Here is a 17,932-nt window from a genome sequence, read left to right on the forward strand (position 1 = left end):
CCGGCCGTGCCTCCCGGGGGCGACTCCCATGAACGATTTCCGCGCCTCCCCCGTTCGTGTCCGACGAGCGCCCCCATGCCGACCCGGTGGCCGAGCCGGTATCGCGAGACCGTGGCCGTCGAATGCCGTGGCCTGGACGAGAAGGGGCCGCGTGAGCGCGTGGACGGTGCCACGGGCGAAGGGGGCCGCCTTCGGGTTTGACCTTGACGCAGCGTCAACCCCTAGCGTCGGGCCCATGAAGATCACCGTCGCGGACACCCTGACCTCCATGGGGCGCGTCCTGCGCGCCCCCGCCGCCGACCGTCTCGACCTGCTGCGCGCCATGCTCGAACCCGTGCGGGACATGTACCGTTTCGTCCCCGGCGAGGTCGACCTCGCCGACCTGCACCTGAGGTCCTTCGGGTTCCCCCTCGACCGCGACGAGGAGCGCTGCCTCGCGGCGCTCGACACCTTGGCGGCGGCCGACGCCCTGGGCCGGATGAGAAACGCCCTCGACGAGGCGTCGGCCGTGCTGCTCAAGGGAACGCCGGGGATGGAGGGCCCCGACATCACCGTGCTGTTCGTGCTCGGCGACCCGGGCGACCCCCACTTCATGGGGCCCATCCTGGGCTTGGCCGGCTCCGGCGGCCTGGCCGGGTACATCACCATCACCCTGTGGCCCTTCCCCGAGAACGTGGAGCGGCTGGAGGCCATCGCCGTGCACGAACTCCACCACAACCTGCGCTACGGACCGGGCGGGGTCGTGTGGGATCCGGCGACCGTCACCGTCGGCGAGCACGTGATCGGCGAGGGTCTGGCCGACGCCTTCGCCCGGGAACTGTACGGCGACGCGCTCGGTCGCACCCGTATCGGTGTACCGTCCCTGGACGACGAGGCGGTCTTCGGCAAGGTGCTGTCGGGGCTCGATGTGACCGGCATGGAGAATTTCACGGCCTGGGTGCACGGCGACGCGAGCGCGGAACGGTTCGGCGCCACGCCGGTGGGGCTGCCGACGGGTGCCGGGTACGCCGTCGGCAACCGGTTGGCCGACGCCTACCTGGCGGCCACGGGGCGCACCGCCGCCGAGGCCGTGCGCGCCGACCGCACGGAGGTCATCGACACCGCGCTGCGCCATCTGGGCCGGTGACGGACGGGGGGACGACCATGGAGTGGACGATCCGGGAACTCGCGACCAGGGCGGGCGTCACCGGCCGCACCCTGCGGCACTACGACCGCATCGGGCTCCTGCCCCCTTCCCGGGTGGGTGACAACGGACACCGCCATTACGGTCCCGGCGAGGTCGCCCGCCTGCGGCGCATCCTGCTGCTGCGCCGGACGGGCATGGGACTGGCGGCCATCGCCGGGGTCCTGGCCGAGGAGGTCGACGAGTGCGACGGGCTCCGGGCGCACATCGCCGCACTGGAGGAGGAACGGGACCGGATCGACCGGGACCTCCGGGCGGTGCGGCACATCTTGTCGGCCCGGGAGGCCGGGGTGGAACCGTGCGCGGACGTACTGCTGGAGGGGTTCAACGACCGCTACCGGGACGAGGTGACCGAGCGCTGGGGAGAGGACGCGTTCCGGGCGGGCCACGAGTGGTGGCACGCCAAGAGCCTGCGGGAGCAGCAGGCCTGGAAGCGGGACACCGAGGACCTGGTCGCCGCGTGGATCGCCGCCCGGGGGGAGGGGGTCACTCCCGTGTCGGCGCGCGCCCAGGGGGTGGCGGCCCGGCACGTGGAGTGGCTGTCCGAGATCCCGGGCACCCCGACGGCCGAGGGCGATCGGGAGCGTGCGATCTCGATGGTGACCTGCCTGGCCGACACCTATGTCGAGAACCCGGCCTTCATCGCCACCTACCAGGGGGCGGAGGGCGCGGCGTTCGTCCGCGACGCGCTGCACGAGTACGCCCGGACCCGGATGTAGGGGCCCCGTACCCGCGCCGCGCACCCCGGATATCCGCCGGCCGGGCCGCACGGGGTGCGGCACGGCTCACCTGTCGGCACCGGCCCGGGCGTCGCGGCCTCCGGAGTGGGGGCCGTGCCAGTCCAGGCACATGACGGTGGCGTCGTCGGCCAACCGGCCGCCGCAGGCGTCGGTGACCGCGGCGGAGAGGGCCCGTACGACCTCACGGGGGTGTTCGCCCTCGGTGTCACGGATCAGGCGGGGCAGGTCGACGGTTTCCGCCCGGCGTTCCTGCATACCGTCGGTGTAGAGGACGAGGCGGTCGCCGGGACGCAGGTCGACCTCCTGTACGTGGTAGGAGGCGGGCGCGGGGATGCCGAAGGGCAGGTCGACGTCCACAGGCACCTCGGTCACCGTGCCGCCCCGCAGGAGCAGCGGCCAGGGGTGTCCGGCGTTGACGAATCGCGTGCCGCTCCCGTCCAGGGCGATGCGCACCAGCTGCCCGGTGGCGTGGGTGTAGCCGCCGTGGTCGAGAAGGGCCTGGTGGGCACGGCGGGCCTGCTCGGCCAGGTCGGCGTCGGCGCGGCGGGCGCCGCGGGAGGCGCTGATCAGCAGGGTGGCCATCAGGGCGGCGTTGACGTCATGGCCCATGGTGTCGGTGATGGACAGGTGCAGGGTGTCGTGGTCGAGGGTGTAGTCGTAGGTGTCCCCGGCGACGGAGTCGGCGGGTGTCAGGGCCGCGGCGAGGGCGAACTGCGCGGCCTCGCAGGAGGAGGCGCCGGGCAGGAGCCGGCGTTGGATCTCGGCGGCCAAGGTGAGCCGGGTGGTGCGCTGGCCCCAGTGGTAGAGATCGGTGAAACGGCGGTCGGTGACGATGATGTACGCCAGCGCGTGCGCGGCCTCGTGGACCTGCTCCAGGATCTCCTCGGTGACGTGCGGCAGGGTGATCTCCAGAACGCCGATGGTGTCGCCCCGGTTGGTCACCGGCGCGAGCACCCGCCGCCCGGGTCCGTCTCCGGGTGCGCATACGGGTTCCTGGGTGCGCAACACCCGGTCGTAGACGCTGTCGGCCAGCGGGATCCGATCGACGTGGCCTCCTTGGGTCCGCGTGGCGGCCTCCTCGTCGATCCGCACCATCTGCCGACCGACGATGTCGACGAACAGGAACGAGACCTCCTGCGCGTCGAACCGGTCGCGAAGGTTCCGCGCCACCACGTCGATGGACTCCACCGGTGCCGCGTCCTCCGCCGCCGCGAGCATCTCCACCAGCCCGATCCGGTCACCCGCCATCGTCGCCTCCCCGAGTTCCCACCCACCCCGACCTGACCGCCGGCACCATTCTCCCCTGCTCACACCGGTCGTACCGTGAACAACAGGCCGCTCCCGGTCATCGGTTCGCCTCGTTCACGGCCTCCGGCCAGTGGGTGTACGCCCGCCCGCCCCTGCGGGTCCTGTTCGAGGGCCTGAGCGCGATCGAACGGCGGGAGGACGTCGCCTGGGTGCGGGTGCGACCGCACCCCGAGCCCTTGGAGTGCGGCGACCTCGCGAGGGCGGCGGGGGAGGCCACCTCCGCTCCGTCGGCCTCTTGTGCGCGGGTCCGGGAAGGGGAGGTCACCTGAGGGGCCTGCCGCCGCGCCGGTCCCGCGGCCAGGGGCGCTTCTCTTCGGTTCCCCTTGCGTCCTCGGTGTCGGGACGTGCGGCGGGGCCGTGTTCAGGCGGTGCGGAGTTCGGCCCAGGCGTGGGTCCCGGTGACGGGATGCGGGGCTACCCCCCAGCGGTCGGTGACGTGCTCCACCAGGAGCAGGCCGCGACCCGACTCGGCCTCGTCGGCCGGGGTCTGGACGGCGGGCAGGGCGCCGGACAGGCCGTGGTCGCACACGTCCACGCGCAGCGTGGGGTGTCCGTCCGTCAGCCAGGTCATGGTCAGGTCCACCGGTGGAAGGCCGTGCTCGACGGCGTTGGCGACCAGTTCGCTCACGACCAGCTGGGCGCTGTCGGCGAGGTCGGTCCGGCCGAGACGGTGCAGGAACCGTCCGAGGAGCCCTCGTGCGCGGGCCGCGCAGGCGAGTGTTCCCGGTAACCGGTGGAACTCCCGCGCGAGGGTGTCCGGTGTGGCGACGCGGTGGACCGTGTCGTCGAGCGTGCTCATCTCGCAATCTCCTTCGGCCGTTGCGCCGAGGTGGAGCGGTGTCCGCGGGCCGGTCCGGAAGGGGAGGGGCCCGCCTGGGGCGCAGGTCGCTGTGTATGTCCAGGTGTAACGCCGCGATGATTAGAAGTCAACAGGTTGTCTTGACATATTTACCTGAACTCCATGCCTGATGGCCTGCGGAAAGAGCGGAGGCCGGGTCGGCGACGCCGACCCGGCCGAGGGGCCGGTCACGTGTGGTGGGTGCCGCTCGGTACCGCGCGGCCCGGGACGGGCGGACGGGCAGGTCGGGTTCCGGGCGCCGGTGGCCTGCGGGCTCCACGGTCATCTCGTGTGTGAGGGCGGCACCGCGGCGCGCGGCCGTGAGGGGCTCAGTCGGTCAGGGTGAGCTCGAAGGAATAGCGCGACGCGCGGTAGACGTGCGAGCCGACCTCGACCACACGGCCGACGTCGTCGTACACGGTGCGCTCCATGGTGAGCAGGGGGGCGCCGCGCGTCTCGTGCAGTATGCGCGCCTCGGCGGCGCTGGCGTTGCGCGCGCCGATGCTCTGCGAGGCGATCTTCAACGAGACGCCCACGTTGCGCAGCAGCTGGTAGAGCCCCTGGTCGGCCAGGGACTCGGCGCTCAGCCCCACCAGATCGGTGGGGACGTAGTTGTGCATGATCGCGAGCGGTTCGTCGCGGGCGTAGCGCAGCCGCTCGATGACGTACACCTCGGTGCCCGGCGGGACCTCCAGGGCGGTGGCGATCGCGTCCGGCGGCGCCTCCACCGCGAACCTCAGCACGTCGGTCCGCGGGTGTTCGCCCGTGCGGCGCAGGTCGTCGTACAGGCTGGACAGCTCCAGCGGCCGGCGCACCCGGGGCATGACCACCTGGGTGCCCACGCCCCGCTTGCGCACCAGGAGTCCCCGATCGACCAGGTACTCGATGGAGCGGCGGAGGGTGGGACGGGAGAGGCCGAGTCGCTCGGCGAGGTGCAGTTCGTTCTCCAGACGGGTGCCGACGGCGATCTCCCCGGACGTGATGCGCCGTTCCAGCTCCTGCGCGACCTGGAAGTACAGGGGCACCGGGCTGCTCCTGTCGATCGCGATCGACAGCGGGGTCTGACTCACGTGCGGGTCCGTTCGTCGTGGGAGTACCGGAAGGACGATCCCTCCTGGGATCAGTGTAGTGATGCCCAGTTGTCCTGAAGGCTATACGTAATCATGTCTAGACAAAGTATTGACATCCACGTTTCGGTGGGGTGAACATTGGCTCGTGGCTGTGACCCAGGGAACAGCCTGGTGAGACCTGGGACATCCGTATCCGGGATTCCGGAGACCGAGAGGGGTGGGTATGCGCGTCGGACTGGTGGGAGCGGGTCGGATCGGTGAGTCGCACGCGGCGGCGATCGTCCGGCGGCCCGAGGTCGACGAGTTGGTCGTCGCCGACGTCGACGCCGAGCGCGCCCGTGAGGTCGCCGGCCGGGTCGGCGCCCACGTCGCGGGCGCCATCGAGAACCTGCTGCACCCCTCGGCCCTCGACGCGCTCGTCATCACCGCCGCCACCTCCGCGCACGCCGACCTCATCCTGGCCGGGGTCCGCGCCGGAACCCCCGTCTTCTGCGAGAAGCCGGTCGCGCCGACCGTCGCGGAGACCGTCGAGGTCCTGCGCGAGGTCGACAGGCGCGACGCCCTCGTGCACATCGGCTTCATGCGCCGCTTCGACGCCGGTTACCGGCGCGCCCGCCAGGCCCTGCGTGACGGCGAACTCGGCGAACTGCACCGCGTCCACGCGGTGACCTGCGACGCCGCGCCGCCCCCCGCCTCCTACCTACCGACCTCGGGCGGGCTCTTCCGCGACTGCCACGTGCACGACTTCGACGTCCTGCGCTGGGTGACCGGCCGTGAGGTCGTGGAGGTCTACGCCAGCGGTGCCAACCGCGGCGCCGACTTCTTCGCCGCCGCCGACGACATCGACACCTCCGCGGCCGTCCTGACCCTGGACGACGGCACCTTCGCCACGCTGTCGGGCTCCCGTTACAACGGCGGCGGCTACGACGTGCGGATGGAGTTGGCCGGGACGGCCGGGACCATCGCCGTCGGGCTGGACGAGCGCGCACCGCTCCGCTCGGCCGAGGCCGGGGTGACCTTCCCCTCCCTGGATCCCTGGCAGGAGTTCTGGTCCCGGTTCGCGCCCGCCTACGACGCGGAGATCACCGCCTTCCTCCACGCGGTCCGCACCGGCGGACCCAGCCCGTGCACGGTCGCCGACGCCCTGGAGGCCGTCCTGGTGGCCGACGCCGCCGACCGGTCGCGCCGCGAGGGGCGACCGGTCCGGGTCGAGGAGGTGCGGCCGTGACCTCAGGAGCCTGCGGCGTCCCGTGGGGCGGCCACGTCCTCCACCGTCGGACGCCCACCACACCCCACGGGGTCCCCGCCAACGGCGGCACCCCCGCCCCGACCACTCACTTCGCCCCCCGTCCCCTTCCACCGAACACGTGGGGAGTGGTCGACACATGATCCATGGATCGCCACCTCTCCGTCCGGAACGCTCCGAAGGCCCACCCGGACCGGCCGTCGACCACGACGCCGCCGGCCACAGACCCCGACAGCAAGGAAGAGAAGTACCGGTGCAGCGCTACCAACGGAGGTTCCAGTGAACGCCAGTGCAGGTCGCGGGCCTGACGATCCCTTCGAGGTCGTCACCATGGGCCGCGTCGGCGTCGACATCTACCCCGAGCAGATCGGGGTCGGTCTGGACGCGGTGCGCTCCTTCGGCAAGTTCCTCGGCGGAAGCCCCACCAACGTCGCCGTCGCCGCCGCGCGGTACGGCCGCCGCTCCGCGGTGGTGACCCGGACCGGCGACGACCCCTTCGGCGCCTTCGTCCACCAGGCCCTGCGCGGGTTCGGCGTGGACGACAGGTTCGTCGCCCCGGTCGCCGACCTGCCCACCCCCGTCACGTTCTGCGAGATCCACCCGCCGGACGACTTCCCTCTGTACTTCTACGGCCGCAGCCCGAGCGCCCCCGACCTGCGGGTGCGGGCCGAGGAACTGGACCTGGACGCCATCGCCGCCGCCGACGTGTTCTGGGTGACCGTCACCGGCCTGTGCCAGGAGCCGAGCCGTACCGCCACGATGGAGGCGCTCAGGGCGCGCCGCCGCGGCGGCATCACCATCATCGACCTCGACTACCGGCCGATGTTCTGGGAGTCCCGCGAGGAGGCCCGCCGCCGGGTCGCCGAGGCCCTTCCCTACGCCACGGTCGCCGCGGGCAACCTCGACGAGTGGGAGACCGCCGTTGGTGTCCGCGACCCCCGGGCCGCCGCCGCGGCCGGGCGCGACGCCGGGCTCGACCTCGTCGTCGTCAAGCAGGGACCCGAGGGCGTGCTCGCCGTCGACGACACCGGTGAGGTCCGCGTGCCGCCCGTCCCGGTCGACGTCGTCAACGGCCTCGGCGCGGGCGACGCCTTCGGCGGCGCGCTGTGCCACGGACTGCTCGGCGGGTGGGACACCGAGCGCGTCATGCGCTTCGCCAACGCGGCGGGCGCCATCGTGGCCTCCCGACTGTCCTGCTCCGACGCCATGCCCACCTCCGCCGAGGTCGAGGCCAAGCTCGGGGAGGTCTCCCATGTCGGTTGACACGCTCCGCACCATCGTCGAGACCCGGCTGCACAACCCGGGCGCCATCGCCGAGGCCGCCGCCGGGCGCGTGCGCCCCACCTCCCCGGTGGGTCCGAGCGGCAAGGCGATGATCGTCGCCGCCGACCACCCCGCCCGCGGTGCCCTGCGCTCGGGCGACCGGCCCATGGCGATGGCCGACCGCATCGACCTGCTGGACCGCCTGCGCGCCGCGCTGGCCCGCCCCGGCGTGACCGGCGTCCTGGCCACCGCGGACATCCTGGAGGACCTCCTGCTGTTGAGGAACCCCGACGGAACGGGCGTCCTGGACGGCAAGTCGGTCTTCGGCTCGATGAACCGCGGCGGGCTGGCCGGCGCCACCTGGGAGATCGACGACCGGTTCACCGGCTACGACGCCGCCGGGATCGTCCGGATGGGCTTCGAGGGCGGCAAGATGCTGCTCCGCCTGGACTACGACGACGACCGGACCATCCCCACCCTGGAGAGCTGCGCCAGGGCGGTCAACGAGCTCAACGCGGCCCGGGTCACCGCCATGGTGGAACCGTTCGTCTCCGGCCGCACCGACGGAGTGATCCGCAACGACCTGGCGCCGGACGCGGTCGCGCGCTCCATGGCCATCGCCTCCGGTCTGGGCAACACCTCCGCCTACACCTGGCTCAAACTGCCGGTCGTCGAGGAGATGGAGCGGGTCATGGCCACCTCCACCCTGCCGACCGTGCTGCTGGGCGGCGAGGTGCCCGAGGACCCCGACGCCGCCTTCGCCCGCTGGGGAGAGGCGCTCAAACTGCCGAACGTCATCGGCCTGACCGTGGGCCGTTCCCTCCTCTATCCGACCGACGACGACGTCGTGTCCGCCGTCGACACCGCTGTGGGGTTGCTGTGAGCGAGTACCACCTGCCCGCGGGGAGCACCGCCGCCCCGCCGTTCCGCACCGTGATCACCCCCGAGACCGCCGGGTGGGGGTACTCCGGGCTCCGCGTCCTGGAGCTGGCACCCGGCCAGGCCCGGGAGATCGCCACCGGCGACGCCGAGACCCTCGTCCTGCCGCTCAACGGCGGGTGCTCGGTCACCGTCGACGGGCTGGAGTTCGCGGTCACCGGCCGCCGGTCGGTCTTCACCCGCGTCACCGACTTCGTCTACCTGCCGCGCGACGCCCACGCCGTCGTCTCCAGCGAGTCCGGCGGTCGGTTCGCGCTCCCCTCCGCGCGCTGCGGGCGCCGCCTGGAGCCGCGCTACGTCCCGGCCGAGGACGTGCCGGTCGAGCTGCGCGGCGCGGGCCGGTCCAGCCGCCAGGTGAACAACTTCTGCACCCCCGGCACCCTGGACGCCGACAAGCTCATCGCCTGCGAGGTCCTCACCCCCGACTCCAACTGGTCCTCCTACCCGCCGCACAAGCACGACGAGGTCACCGCCGACGAGTGCGAGCTGGAGGAGATCTACTACTTCGAGGTCTCCGAGGGCCCGGCCGGCCCCGGCATCGGCTACCAGCGGGTCTACGGCACCGAGGAACGCCCCATCGACGTGTTCGCCGAGGTGCGCGCCGAGGACGCCGTCCTCATCCCGCACGGCTGGCACGGCCCGTCCATGGCCGCGCCCGGGTACGACCTGTACTACCTCAACGTCATGGCGGGCCCCGGCCAGGAGCGCGCCTGGAAGATCTGCGACGACCCGGCGCACGGCTGGGTCCGCCGGACCTGGGCCGACCAGGAGATCGACCACCGTCTGCCGCTGACCTCGACCGAGGAGAAGGAGGGACGGACCCGATGACCGACCCCACCGGCACCCCGACCGTCCGGCTCACCACGGCCCAGGCCCTGGTGCGCTTCCTCGCCGCGCAGTACAGCGAGCGCGACGGCGTCGAACAGCGGTTCATCCCCGGCGTGTGGGGCATCTTCGGACACGGCAACGTCGCCGGACTCGGCCAGGCGCTGCTCCAGGCCGCCACGACCGGCGAGGTCGACCTGCCCTACCACCTCGCCCGCAACGAGCAGGGCATGGTGCACGCCACCGTCGGGTTCGCCAAGACCCGCAACCGGCTCCAGACCTTCGCCTGCTCGGCCTCCACCGGCCCCGGCTCCACGAACATGGTCACCGGCGCGGCCCTGGCCACCACCAACCGCATCCCGGTCCTGCTGCTGCCCAGCGACATGTTCGCCACCCGCGTGCCCGACCCGGTGCTCCAGCAGTTGGAGGACACCCGCGGCGGCGACGTGACCGTCAACGACGTGTTCCGCCCGGTGTCCAAGTACTTCGACCGCGTCACCCGGCCCGAGCAGCTGATCCCGGCCGCCCAGGCGGCCATGCGGGTCCTGACCGACCCCGTCGAGACCGGCGCGGTCACCCTGTGCCTGCCCCAGGACGTACAGGCCGAGGCCTACGACTGGCCGGAGACGTTCTTCCGCAAGCGCGTGTGGCACATCGGCCGCCCGCTCCCGGAACCGGACGCGCTGGCCCGCGCCGCCGCGGTGATCCGGATGGCCGAGCGTCCCCTGCTGATCGCGGGCGGCGGCGTGGTCTACTCCGAGGCGGAGACCGCCCTGCGCGAGTTCGCCGAGGACACCGGGATCCCGGTCGCCGACACCCACGCGGGCAAGGGCGCGCTGCCCTGGGACCACGACCGGGCCGTCGGCGGTGTCGGCTCCACCGGGGCCGAGAGCGCCAACGCCCTGGCCCGCGAGGCCGACGTGGTGATCGGCGTCGGCACCCGCTACAGCGACTTCACCACCGCCAGCCACACCGTTTTCGCCGACCCGGACGTCACGTTCGTCAACCTCAACGTGGCCCGGCTCGACGCCGCCAAGCACGCGGCCACCCAGCTGGTCTCCGACGCGCGCACGGGCCTGGAGGCGCTGCGCCGGGAACTGGCCGGCTGGGAGGTCGCGGCCGACCACCGGGCCCGCACCCGGGAACTGGCCGACCGGTGGGCCGCGATCACCGACGCCTGCTACCACGTCGAGCACGGCCCGCTGCCCGCTCAGACCGCCGTCCTGGGCGTGCTCAACGAGGAACTCGACGACCGCGACGTGGTCGTCAACGCGGCCGGGAGCATGCCCGGCGACCTACAGATGCTGTGGCGGGCCCGGGATCCCAAGGCCTACCACGTCGAGTACGCCTACTCCTGCATGGGCTACGAGGTGGCCGGCGGCCTCGGCGTCAAGATGGCCGACCCCTCCCGCGAGGTGGTCGTCCTGGTCGGCGACGGGTCCTACCTGATGATGGCCCAGGAGATCGTCACCATGGTCTCCGAAGGGCTGAAGGTGATCATCGTCGTGGTCCAGAACCACGGCTTCGCCTCCATCGGGTCGCTCTCGGAATCACTGGGCTCACAGCGGTTCGGCACCCGGTACCGCTACCGCGACCCCGTCACCGGGGGGCTCGACGGGAACGTCCTGCCCGTCGACCTGGCCGCCAACGCCGCCAGCCTCGGCGCCACGGTCATCCGCGCCGAGGGGATCGAGGGCTTCCGCGCCGCCCTCGCCGAGGCCAAGGCCGCCGACACCACGACGGTCGTGCACATCGAGACCGACCCGGTGGGTCCCAACCCGCCCGGCAGCGCCTGGTGGGACGTGCCCGTCAGCCAGGTGTCCGCCCTGGACAGCACCCGCGACGCGTACGAGACCTACCGCTCCCACCAGCAGGGACAGCGCCACTACCTGTGACGCCTCCCGGAAGAAGGAACCGACAGTGAAGACCATCCAGCACTGGATCGACGGGGCCTCGACCTCCGGGGCCTCGACCCGCACCGCGCCGGTGTGGGACCCGGCCACCGGGCGGCAGCAGGCCGCCGTCCTGCTCGCGGAGCAGGCCGACGTCGACGCCGCGGTCGAGGCCGCCGCCAAGGCCTTCGAGGGCTGGGGCGACTCCTCCCTGACCAAGCGCACCCGCGTCATGTTCTCACTGCGCGAACTCCTGGCCAGGCACGAGGACGAGATGGCCCGGATCATCGCCGCCGAGCACGGCAAGGTCGTCGACGACGCCAAGGGCGAGATCGTCCGCGGCCGTGAGGTCGTCGAGTACGCGTGCGGCATCATCAGCGCCCTCAAGGGCGGCTACTCCGACCAGATCTCCACCGGGATCGACACCTTCGACTTCCGCCAGCCGCTGGGCGTCGTCGCGGGCATCACCCCGTTCAACTTCCCGATCATGGTGCCGTTGTGGATGCACCCGATCGCGATCGCCTGCGGCAACACGTTCGTCCTCAAGCCCAGTGAGCGCGACCCCTCGGTCTCCGACTTCGTCGCGCGGCTGTACGCCGACGCCGGACTGCCCGACGGTGTGTTCAACGTCCTGCACGGTGACAAGACCGCGGTCGACGGGCTCCTGGACCACCCGGACGTCCAGGCCATCTCGTTCGTCGGCTCCACGCCGATCGCCAAATACGTGCACGAGCGGGCCACCGCCTCGGGCAAGCGCGTCCAGGCCCTGGGCGGCGCCAAGAACCACGCGGTGGTCATGCCCGACGCCGACCTGGAGTTCGCCGCCGACCACCTGACCGCCGCCGCGTTCGGCTCCGCCGGGCAGCGCTGCATGGCCATCTCCGCGGCCGTCGCCGTGGGCGAGGCCGCCGACGCCCTGGTGCCGGTGCTCGCCGACAAGGCCAAGGCGATCAAGGTCGGCCCCGGCCAGGACGCCACCAACGAGATGGGCCCGGTCATCACCGCCCAGGCCCGCGACCGTGTCGCCTCGTTCGTCGGTTCCGGCGAGGAGCAGGGCGCCGTCGTGGTGGTCGACGGCCGCGACCTGGAGGTGGAGGGGCACGAGGAGGGCTTCTTCGTCGGTCCGTCGCTGCTCGACAGGGTCACCGCGGACATGGACGTCTACCGGCAGGAGGTCTTCGGGCCGCTGCTGGTCGTGGTCCGCGCGGCCGACCTCGACGAGGCGATCGCGCTCATCAACGCCAACCCGTACGGCAACGGCACCGCCATCTTCACCGGCGACGGCGAGGTCGCGCGCCGCTTCCAACGCGGGGTCACCGTCGGGATGATCGGCGTCAACGTGCCGATCCCGGTCCCGATGTCGCACTACTCCTTCGGTGGATGGAAGGACTCGCTGTTCGGCGGCGACCACATCCACGGCCCCGAGGGCGTGCACTTCTACACCCGCGCCAAGGTCGTCACCAGCCGGTGGCCGCACGTCGACCGCTCGGTCGCCGCCGCCTTCGACTTCCCGACTCACGGCTGAGGCGGTCCGGGCCGCGGTACCGACTCCACCGTGGCCCGGCCCCCGGTTCACCTTTCAACGCGTTCTCCGAAACGAGGCAGAAATGACCGACAAACTGGTCCTCGGGTCCGCACCCGACTCCTGGGGTGTGTGGTTCCCCGAGGACGAGCACCAGACGCCGTGGAACCGGTTCCTCGACGAGCTGTTCGAGGCCGGGTACGAGTGGCTCGAACTGGGCCCCTACGGGTACCTGCCCACCGACCCCGCGCAACTGGCCGACGAGGTGGGCCGACGCGGCCTGAAGGTCTCCGGCGGCACCGTGTTCGGCAACCTGCACGACCCGCACGCCTGGGACGACACCGTCGCCACGGTCCGCAGGGTGGCCGAGCTGACCGCCGCCGTGGGCGCGCACCACCTGGTCTTCATCCCGCCGATGTACCGCGACGAGAAGACCGGCGAGTTCAGCGAGTCCCCGACGCTCGACGACGGACAGTGGCGCAATCTGCACCGGTCCGCCGACGAACTCGGCAAGATCCTGCTCAACGACTACGACGTGCGGCTGTGCCTGCACTCGCACGCCGACAGCCACGTCCAGACCCAGCCCGAGATCGAGCGCTTCCTGGACGGCACCGACCCGGAGTACGTCTCCCTGTGCCTGGACACCGGTCACGTCGCTTACGGGGGCGGCGACGCGGTCGACCTGATCCGCCGCTACTCCGAGCGCGTGGACTACGTCCACATCAAGCAGATGGACCCGGAGATCATCCGCCAGGTCCATGAGGAGAAGCTCGGCTTCGGCGAGGCCGTCAAGCGCGGCGTGTGCGTGGAGCCCCCGGCGGGGGAGCCCGCACCCGCGGCGGTGATCGACGCGCTGCGCGAGGTCGACGCCCGCCTGTTCGTCATCGTCGAACAGGACCTCTACCCCTGCGAGCCGGACGTCCCGCTGCCCATCGCGGTCCGGACCCGCAAGTACCTCAACAGCTGCGGATTGGGGGCGCGCCACCAGAAGGCCTGACACACAGCCCGACCACGCTGAGCCGCCGGTGCGGTGGCTCCCCGCAAGTCGCGTCCGCCCCTCGTGACCGCCATAACCGCAGTCGAGTGAATCCCCCTGACCGATGAGAGGTCTCATCATGAAGCGCAACACCAGCCACACCGCTCTGATCGCCGGTGCCGCGGGCCTGGTCCTCGCCGCCTCGGCGTGCAGCTCCGAGGGAGGCCGCGACGTGGCAGAGGAGGGCGTCGACACCCCCGAACTCACCATCGCGATGATCACCCACGAGGTCCAGGGCGACACGTTCTGGGACATCATCCGCTCGGGTGCCGAGGACGCCGCGGCCAAGAGCAACATCACCCTGGAGTACGCCGCCGACCCCGAGGCCAGCGAGCAGGCCGGCCTCATCCAGAACGCGGTCGACCGCGGCGTGGACGGCATCGCCGTCACCCTGTCCAAGCCCGACGCGCTGGAGGGCGCCATCGCCGACGCCCAGGAGGCCGGCATCCCGGTGGTCGCGTTCAACTCCGGTATCGAGGACTGGGCGGACATGGGCGTCCAGCAGTACTTCGGCACGGACGAGCACCTGGCGGGGACCGCCTTCGGCGAGCGCCTCAACGAGGTCGGCTCGGAGAAGGCCCTGTGCGTCATCCAGGAGCAGGGGCACGTCGCCCTGGAGACCCGCTGCGCCTCCCTGGGCGAGGCCTTCGAGGGCGAGTCCGAGGTGCTCTACGTCGACAGCGCGAACATGCCCGAGGTCCGCTCCGGCATCTCCGCCAAGCTCCAGCAGGACGACGAGATCGACTACGTCGTCACGCTGGGCGCCCCGATCGCCATGACCGCGATCGACGCCATCGACGACGCGGGCAGCGACGCCACCGTCGCCACCTTCGACACCAACAGCGACCTGGTCGGGGCACTCCAGGAGGGCGTCGTCCAGTGGGCCGTCGACCAGCAGCCCTACCTGCAGGGCTACCTGGCGGTCGACTCCCTGTGGCTCTACAACACCAACGGCAACACCTCCGGCGGCGGCACCGAGCCCGTCCTGACCGGACCGGCGTTCATCGACGAGACCAACGTCGACCAGGTCGCCGAGTACGCCGAGCGGGGAACGCGATGACCACGGGTCGGACCCTCAGCCCGACGGAGCCGAAGGGCGGCTCGGAGAAGAGCCTCCGGGTGACCCAGCGTTCGGCGCTGCGCAAGTTCATGACCCGGCCGGAGGTCGGCTCCCTGGTCGGCGCGGTCATCGTCTTCAGCGTCTTCTTCACGATCGCCGACCCGTTCCGCACCGGTGCCGCGTTCGCGACGATCCTGTACGCGAGCTCCACCATCGGCATCATGGCGGTGGGCGTGGCACTGCTGATGATCGGCGGCGAGTTCGACCTCTCCGCCGGCGTCGCGGTGATCGCCTCCGGGCTCACCGCCTCCATGTTCGCCTGGTACTTCTCGGTGAACGTGTGGGTCGGCGCCGCGGCCGCCCTGGTGGTCTCGCTCACCATCGGGTTCCTCAACGGGTGGATCCTCGTCCGTACCAGACTGCCCAGCTTCCTGGTGACGCTGGCGATGTTCCTGATGCTCCAGGGCCTCAACATCGCGATCACCAAGCTGATCACCGGGCAGGTCTCCACCACGAACATCTCCGCCATGGACGGCTTCGATTCGGCGCGAGCGGTCTTCGCCTCCAGCTTCTCCGTCATGGGGGTCAACGTCCGGATCACCGTCGTGTGGTGGATGGTGTTCGTCGGCCTGGCCACGTGGGTGCTGATGCGGACCAAGGTCGGCAACTGGATCTACGCGGTCGGCGGGAACCAGGAGAGCGCCCGGGCGGTCGGTGTGCCGGTCGCCAGGGTCAAGATCGGCCTGTTCATGACGGTCGGGTTCTTCGCCTGGTTCTCCGGCATGCACCTGCTCTTCATGTTCAACACGGTGCAGTCCGGTGAGGGCGTCGGCAACGAGCTGCTCTACATCATGGCCGCCGTGGTCGGCGGATGCCTGCTCACCGGCGGTTACGGGACGGTGATCGGCGCCGCGATCGGCGCCTTCATCTACGGCATGACCCGCCAGGGCATCGTGTACGCCGGCTGGGACAACAACTGGGTGTTCTTCTTCGTCGGCGCGATGCTGCTGCTGGCGGTCGTCGTCAACGGCTGGGTCCGCACCCAAGCGAACAAGAGGTGACCGAGGTGAGCACGATGACGAGTGCGAAGGCGTCCGCCGACGCCGGAGCGCGGACCGCCCCGCTGCTCGAACTGGACGGGGTCGGCAAGAGCTTCGGCAACATCAGGGCGCTGACCGACATCAGTCTGAAGGTCGGGGCGGGCGAGGTCACCTGCATCCTCGGCGACAACGGCGCGGGCAAGTCCACGCTGATCAAGATCATCGCCGGGCTGTACAAGCCCACGTCGGGCCGCTACCTGGTCGACGGTGGGACGGTGGACTTCTCGTCCCCGCGCGACGCACTGGACCTGGGCATCGCCACCGTCTACCAGGACCTGGCGATCGTGCCGCTGATGCCGGTGTGGCGCAACTTCTTCCTCGGCTCCGAGCTGCGCAAGGGGGTCGGCCCCTTCCGGATGCTCGACACCGCACGGATGCGCCGCATCGCCGACGAGGAGCTGAGGAAGATGGGCATCGACCTGCCCGACATCGACGCTCCGGTCGGCAACCTGTCCGGTGGACAGCGCCAGGTCGTGGCGATCGCCCGCGCGGTGTACTTCGGCGCCCGGGTCCTGATCCTGGACGAGCCCACGGCGGCGCTGGGCGTCAAGCAGTCCGGCGTGGTCCTGAAGTACATCAGCGCGGCCCGCGACGCGGGACTGGGCGTCATCTTCATCACGCACAACCCGCACCACGCGTTCCTGGTCGGCGACCACTTCGTGATCGTCAAGCTCGGCCGGATGGAGCTGGACCAGCCCCGTTCCGAGCTGACCCTGGACGACCTCACCCACCACATGGCGGGCGGGGCCGAGCTGGACGCGCTACAGCACGAGCTCAAGCGCGGTGAGGCGCCGGAGGTCGCGCCGCTGCACGACTCCGGGGGCGAGGGCCCCGATGTCCGACGGTTCTGACGGCCCTTCGGCCGCACGGATGGAACGAGAGAGGAGACGGGCACGATGACCGTCAAGGTAGGGGTGATCGGCACCGGCTGGATCGGGGCCGAGCACATCCGGAGGATCACCACCTCGATCGGTGGTGCCGAGGTGGTCGCGGCGACCGACATCGACGCCGACCGTGCCGCCCGGGCGGTCGAGGGGACCGGTGCGCGCGTGCTGGCCGACGGTACGGAGGTGATCGCGGCCGACGACGTCGACGCGGTCGTGGTCACCTCCTGGGGGCCGGCGCACGCCGAGTCGGTGCTCGCCGCCATCGCGGAGGGCAAGCCGGTCTTCTGCGAGAAGCCGCTGGCCACCACCGCCGAGGACGCCCAGCGCATCCTCGACGCCGAGCAGCGGCACGGTTCGCGGCTGGTGCAGGTCGGCTTCATGCGGCGCTTCGACGCCGGCTACGTCCAGATGAAGGAGGTCGTCTCCTCGGGCGGGATCGGCGCCCCCCTGATGGCGCACTGCGTCCACCGCAACCCGACGGTGCCCGAGACGTACCACTCGGAGATGGCGGCTCAGGACACCGCCGTGCACGAGATCGACGTGATGCGCTGGCTGCTGGACGACGAGATCTCCGCCGTCCAGGTCATCACCCCGCGCCCGACCGGCAACCGCTTCGAGCACCTGCGCGATCCGCAGTTCATGCTCTTCGAGATGGCCGGTGGGGCACGGGTGGACCTGGAGGTGTTCGTCAACTGCCGGTACGGCTACGAGATCGGCTGCGAGGTCGTGGGGGAGGAGGGCACGGTCCGGCTTCCGGAGATCCCGGGCGTGGTCGTGCGGAACTCCGGGCACCGGAGCACCCCGGTCCCACAGGACTGGACGACGCGGTTCGCCGCCGCCTTCGACGCCGAGTTCGAGGCGTGGGTCCGGGAGGTCGCGGCGGGGACGCCGACGACCGGGCCCAATGCCTGGGACGGCTACGCCGCCACGGTCGTCACCGACGCGGCCGTGCGGTCGCTGCACTCGGGAGGGGTCGTGGAGACCGGGATCAAGGACCGACCGGCCTTCTACGCCTGAGAGGGG

17 protein-coding genes are annotated in these 17,932 nt (G+C 71.4%); 14 read left to right on the forward strand and 3 right to left on the reverse strand.

Annotated elements, in window-relative coordinates; translation table 11 throughout:
• The first annotated feature begins 235 nt into the window (after positions 1–235).
• Both RM479_RS24155 and RM479_RS24160 read left to right on the forward strand, forming a co-directional pair.
• On the forward strand, positions 236–1,126 hold the full coding sequence (locus RM479_RS24155; RefSeq protein WP_311514002.1) for a DUF2268 domain-containing protein: 891 nt from the start codon (positions 236–238) through the stop codon (positions 1,124–1,126).
• A gap of 17 nt (positions 1,127–1,143) precedes the next feature.
• Positions 1,144–1,902 carry a MerR family transcriptional regulator gene (locus RM479_RS24160; protein ID WP_311514003.1) on the forward strand — a complete coding sequence of 253 codons (759 nt, stop codon included), beginning with the start codon at positions 1,144–1,146 and terminating at the stop codon, positions 1,900–1,902.
• Between the two features lie 66 nt (positions 1,903–1,968).
• Here RM479_RS24160 and RM479_RS24165 read toward each other — a convergent pair whose 3' ends face one another.
• Complete coding sequence (locus RM479_RS24165) at positions 1,969–3,171, reverse strand: PP2C family protein-serine/threonine phosphatase (protein WP_311514004.1); 1,203 nt, start codon at positions 3,169–3,171, stop codon at positions 1,969–1,971.
• 134 nt (positions 3,172–3,305) lie between these two features.
• Here RM479_RS24165 and RM479_RS24170 point away from each other — a divergent pair, with 134 nt between their 5' ends.
• A complete protein-coding gene (locus RM479_RS24170) occupies positions 3,306–3,500 on the forward strand; it encodes a hypothetical protein (RefSeq protein ID WP_311514005.1) in 195 nt (64 codons plus the stop codon).
• A gap of 92 nt (positions 3,501–3,592) precedes the next feature.
• Here RM479_RS24170 and RM479_RS24175 read toward each other — a convergent pair whose 3' ends face one another.
• Together RM479_RS24175 and RM479_RS24180 are read right to left on the reverse strand one after the other, a co-directional pair.
• On the reverse strand, positions 3,593–4,030 hold the full coding sequence (locus tag RM479_RS24175) for an ATP-binding protein (RefSeq protein ID WP_311514006.1): 438 nt from the start codon (positions 4,028–4,030) through the stop codon (positions 3,593–3,595).
• A gap of 368 nt (positions 4,031–4,398) precedes the next feature.
• Entirely contained in the window at positions 4,399–5,139 is a 741-nt protein-coding gene (locus RM479_RS24180; RefSeq protein WP_311514007.1) for a GntR family transcriptional regulator, read from the reverse strand.
• Between the two features lie 223 nt (positions 5,140–5,362).
• On the opposite strand from RM479_RS24180, the gene RM479_RS24185 reads away from it, so the two are divergent.
• From RM479_RS24185 to RM479_RS24235, 11 genes are all read left to right on the forward strand, one after another.
• Complete coding sequence (locus RM479_RS24185; protein WP_311514008.1) at positions 5,363–6,367, forward strand: Gfo/Idh/MocA family protein; 1,005 nt, start codon at positions 5,363–5,365, stop codon at positions 6,365–6,367.
• Positions 6,368–6,664: 297 nt separating this feature from the next.
• Positions 6,665–7,648 (forward strand): 5-dehydro-2-deoxygluconokinase, encoded by a 984-nt coding sequence (gene iolC / locus RM479_RS24190; protein WP_311514009.1) that lies wholly within the window; start codon positions 6,665–6,667, stop codon positions 7,646–7,648.
• The gene (locus tag RM479_RS24195) at positions 7,638–8,531 is read left to right on the forward strand and encodes a Cgl0159 family (beta/alpha)8-fold protein (RefSeq protein ID WP_311514010.1); all 894 of its coding nucleotides are present in this window, start codon (positions 7,638–7,640) and stop codon (positions 8,529–8,531) included. Before iolC ends, RM479_RS24195 begins: the two co-directional genes overlap by 11 nt.
• Positions 8,528–9,415, forward strand: a complete 888-nt coding sequence (gene iolB, locus RM479_RS24200) for a 5-deoxy-glucuronate isomerase (protein WP_274809751.1) — start codon at positions 8,528–8,530, stop codon at positions 9,413–9,415. The genes RM479_RS24195 and iolB overlap by 4 nt, the downstream gene beginning before the upstream one ends.
• Positions 9,412–11,307: a 3D-(3,5/4)-trihydroxycyclohexane-1,2-dione acylhydrolase (decyclizing) gene (iolD, locus tag RM479_RS24205; RefSeq protein ID WP_311514011.1), complete on the forward strand. Its 1,896-nt coding sequence runs from the start codon at positions 9,412–9,414 to the stop codon at positions 11,305–11,307. The genes iolB and iolD overlap by 4 nt, the downstream gene beginning before the upstream one ends.
• A gap of 25 nt (positions 11,308–11,332) precedes the next feature.
• Positions 11,333–12,829, forward strand: coding sequence for a CoA-acylating methylmalonate-semialdehyde dehydrogenase (locus tag RM479_RS24210; protein ID WP_311514012.1), 1,497 nt, complete (start codon positions 11,333–11,335; stop codon positions 12,827–12,829).
• 82 nt (positions 12,830–12,911) lie between these two features.
• Positions 12,912–13,823, forward strand: coding sequence for a TIM barrel protein (locus RM479_RS24215; protein WP_311514013.1), 912 nt, complete (start codon positions 12,912–12,914; stop codon positions 13,821–13,823).
• A 118-nt stretch (positions 13,824–13,941) separates the two neighbouring features.
• Entirely contained in the window at positions 13,942–14,922 is a 981-nt protein-coding gene (locus RM479_RS24220) for a substrate-binding domain-containing protein (protein ID WP_311514014.1), read from the forward strand.
• Entirely contained in the window at positions 14,919–15,983 is a 1,065-nt protein-coding gene (locus RM479_RS24225) for an ABC transporter permease (protein ID WP_311514015.1), read from the forward strand. Before RM479_RS24220 ends, RM479_RS24225 begins: the two co-directional genes overlap by 4 nt.
• Positions 15,984–15,997: 14 nt before the next feature.
• Entirely contained in the window at positions 15,998–16,873 is an 876-nt protein-coding gene (locus RM479_RS24230; RefSeq protein WP_311514016.1) for an ATP-binding cassette domain-containing protein, read from the forward strand.
• A gap of 45 nt (positions 16,874–16,918) precedes the next feature.
• Complete coding sequence (locus RM479_RS24235) at positions 16,919–17,926, forward strand: Gfo/Idh/MocA family protein (RefSeq protein WP_311514017.1); 1,008 nt, start codon at positions 16,919–16,921, stop codon at positions 17,924–17,926.
• Positions 17,927–17,932: the final 6 nt, after the last annotated feature.

Source organism: Nocardiopsis lambiniae (genome assembly GCF_031845465.1).
In the GTDB taxonomy this organism is placed as follows: domain Bacteria; phylum Actinomycetota; class Actinomycetes; order Streptosporangiales; family Streptosporangiaceae; genus Nocardiopsis; species Nocardiopsis lambiniae.

What these genes read in the sequence shown, in the direction of transcription:
- RM479_RS24225 (WP_311514015.1), top strand. Translation starts at nt 14,919, where the DNA reads ATGACCACGGGTCGGACCCTCAGCCCGACGGAGCCGAAGGGCGGCTCG.
- RM479_RS24195 (WP_311514010.1), top strand. Translation starts at nt 7,638, where the DNA reads ATGTCGGTTGACACGCTCCGCACCATCGTCGAGACCCGGCTGCACAAC.
- RM479_RS24155 (WP_311514002.1), top strand. Translation starts at nt 236, where the DNA reads ATGAAGATCACCGTCGCGGACACCCTGACCTCCATGGGGCGCGTCCTG.
- RM479_RS24160 (WP_311514003.1), top strand. Translation starts at nt 1,144, where the DNA reads ATGGAGTGGACGATCCGGGAACTCGCGACCAGGGCGGGCGTCACCGGC.
- iolD (WP_311514011.1), top strand. Translation starts at nt 9,412, where the DNA reads ATGACCGACCCCACCGGCACCCCGACCGTCCGGCTCACCACGGCCCAG.
- RM479_RS24165 (WP_311514004.1), bottom strand. Translation starts at nt 3,171, where the DNA reads ATGGCGGGTGACCGGATCGGGCTGGTGGAGATGCTCGCGGCGGCGGAG.
- RM479_RS24230 (WP_311514016.1), top strand. Translation starts at nt 15,998, where the DNA reads ATGACGAGTGCGAAGGCGTCCGCCGACGCCGGAGCGCGGACCGCCCCG.
- RM479_RS24185 (WP_311514008.1), top strand. Translation starts at nt 5,363, where the DNA reads ATGCGCGTCGGACTGGTGGGAGCGGGTCGGATCGGTGAGTCGCACGCG.
- RM479_RS24220 (WP_311514014.1), top strand. Translation starts at nt 13,942, where the DNA reads ATGAAGCGCAACACCAGCCACACCGCTCTGATCGCCGGTGCCGCGGGC.
- RM479_RS24235 (WP_311514017.1), top strand. Translation starts at nt 16,919, where the DNA reads ATGACCGTCAAGGTAGGGGTGATCGGCACCGGCTGGATCGGGGCCGAG.
- RM479_RS24215 (WP_311514013.1), top strand. Translation starts at nt 12,912, where the DNA reads ATGACCGACAAACTGGTCCTCGGGTCCGCACCCGACTCCTGGGGTGTG.
- RM479_RS24175 (WP_311514006.1), bottom strand. Translation starts at nt 4,030, where the DNA reads ATGAGCACGCTCGACGACACGGTCCACCGCGTCGCCACACCGGACACC.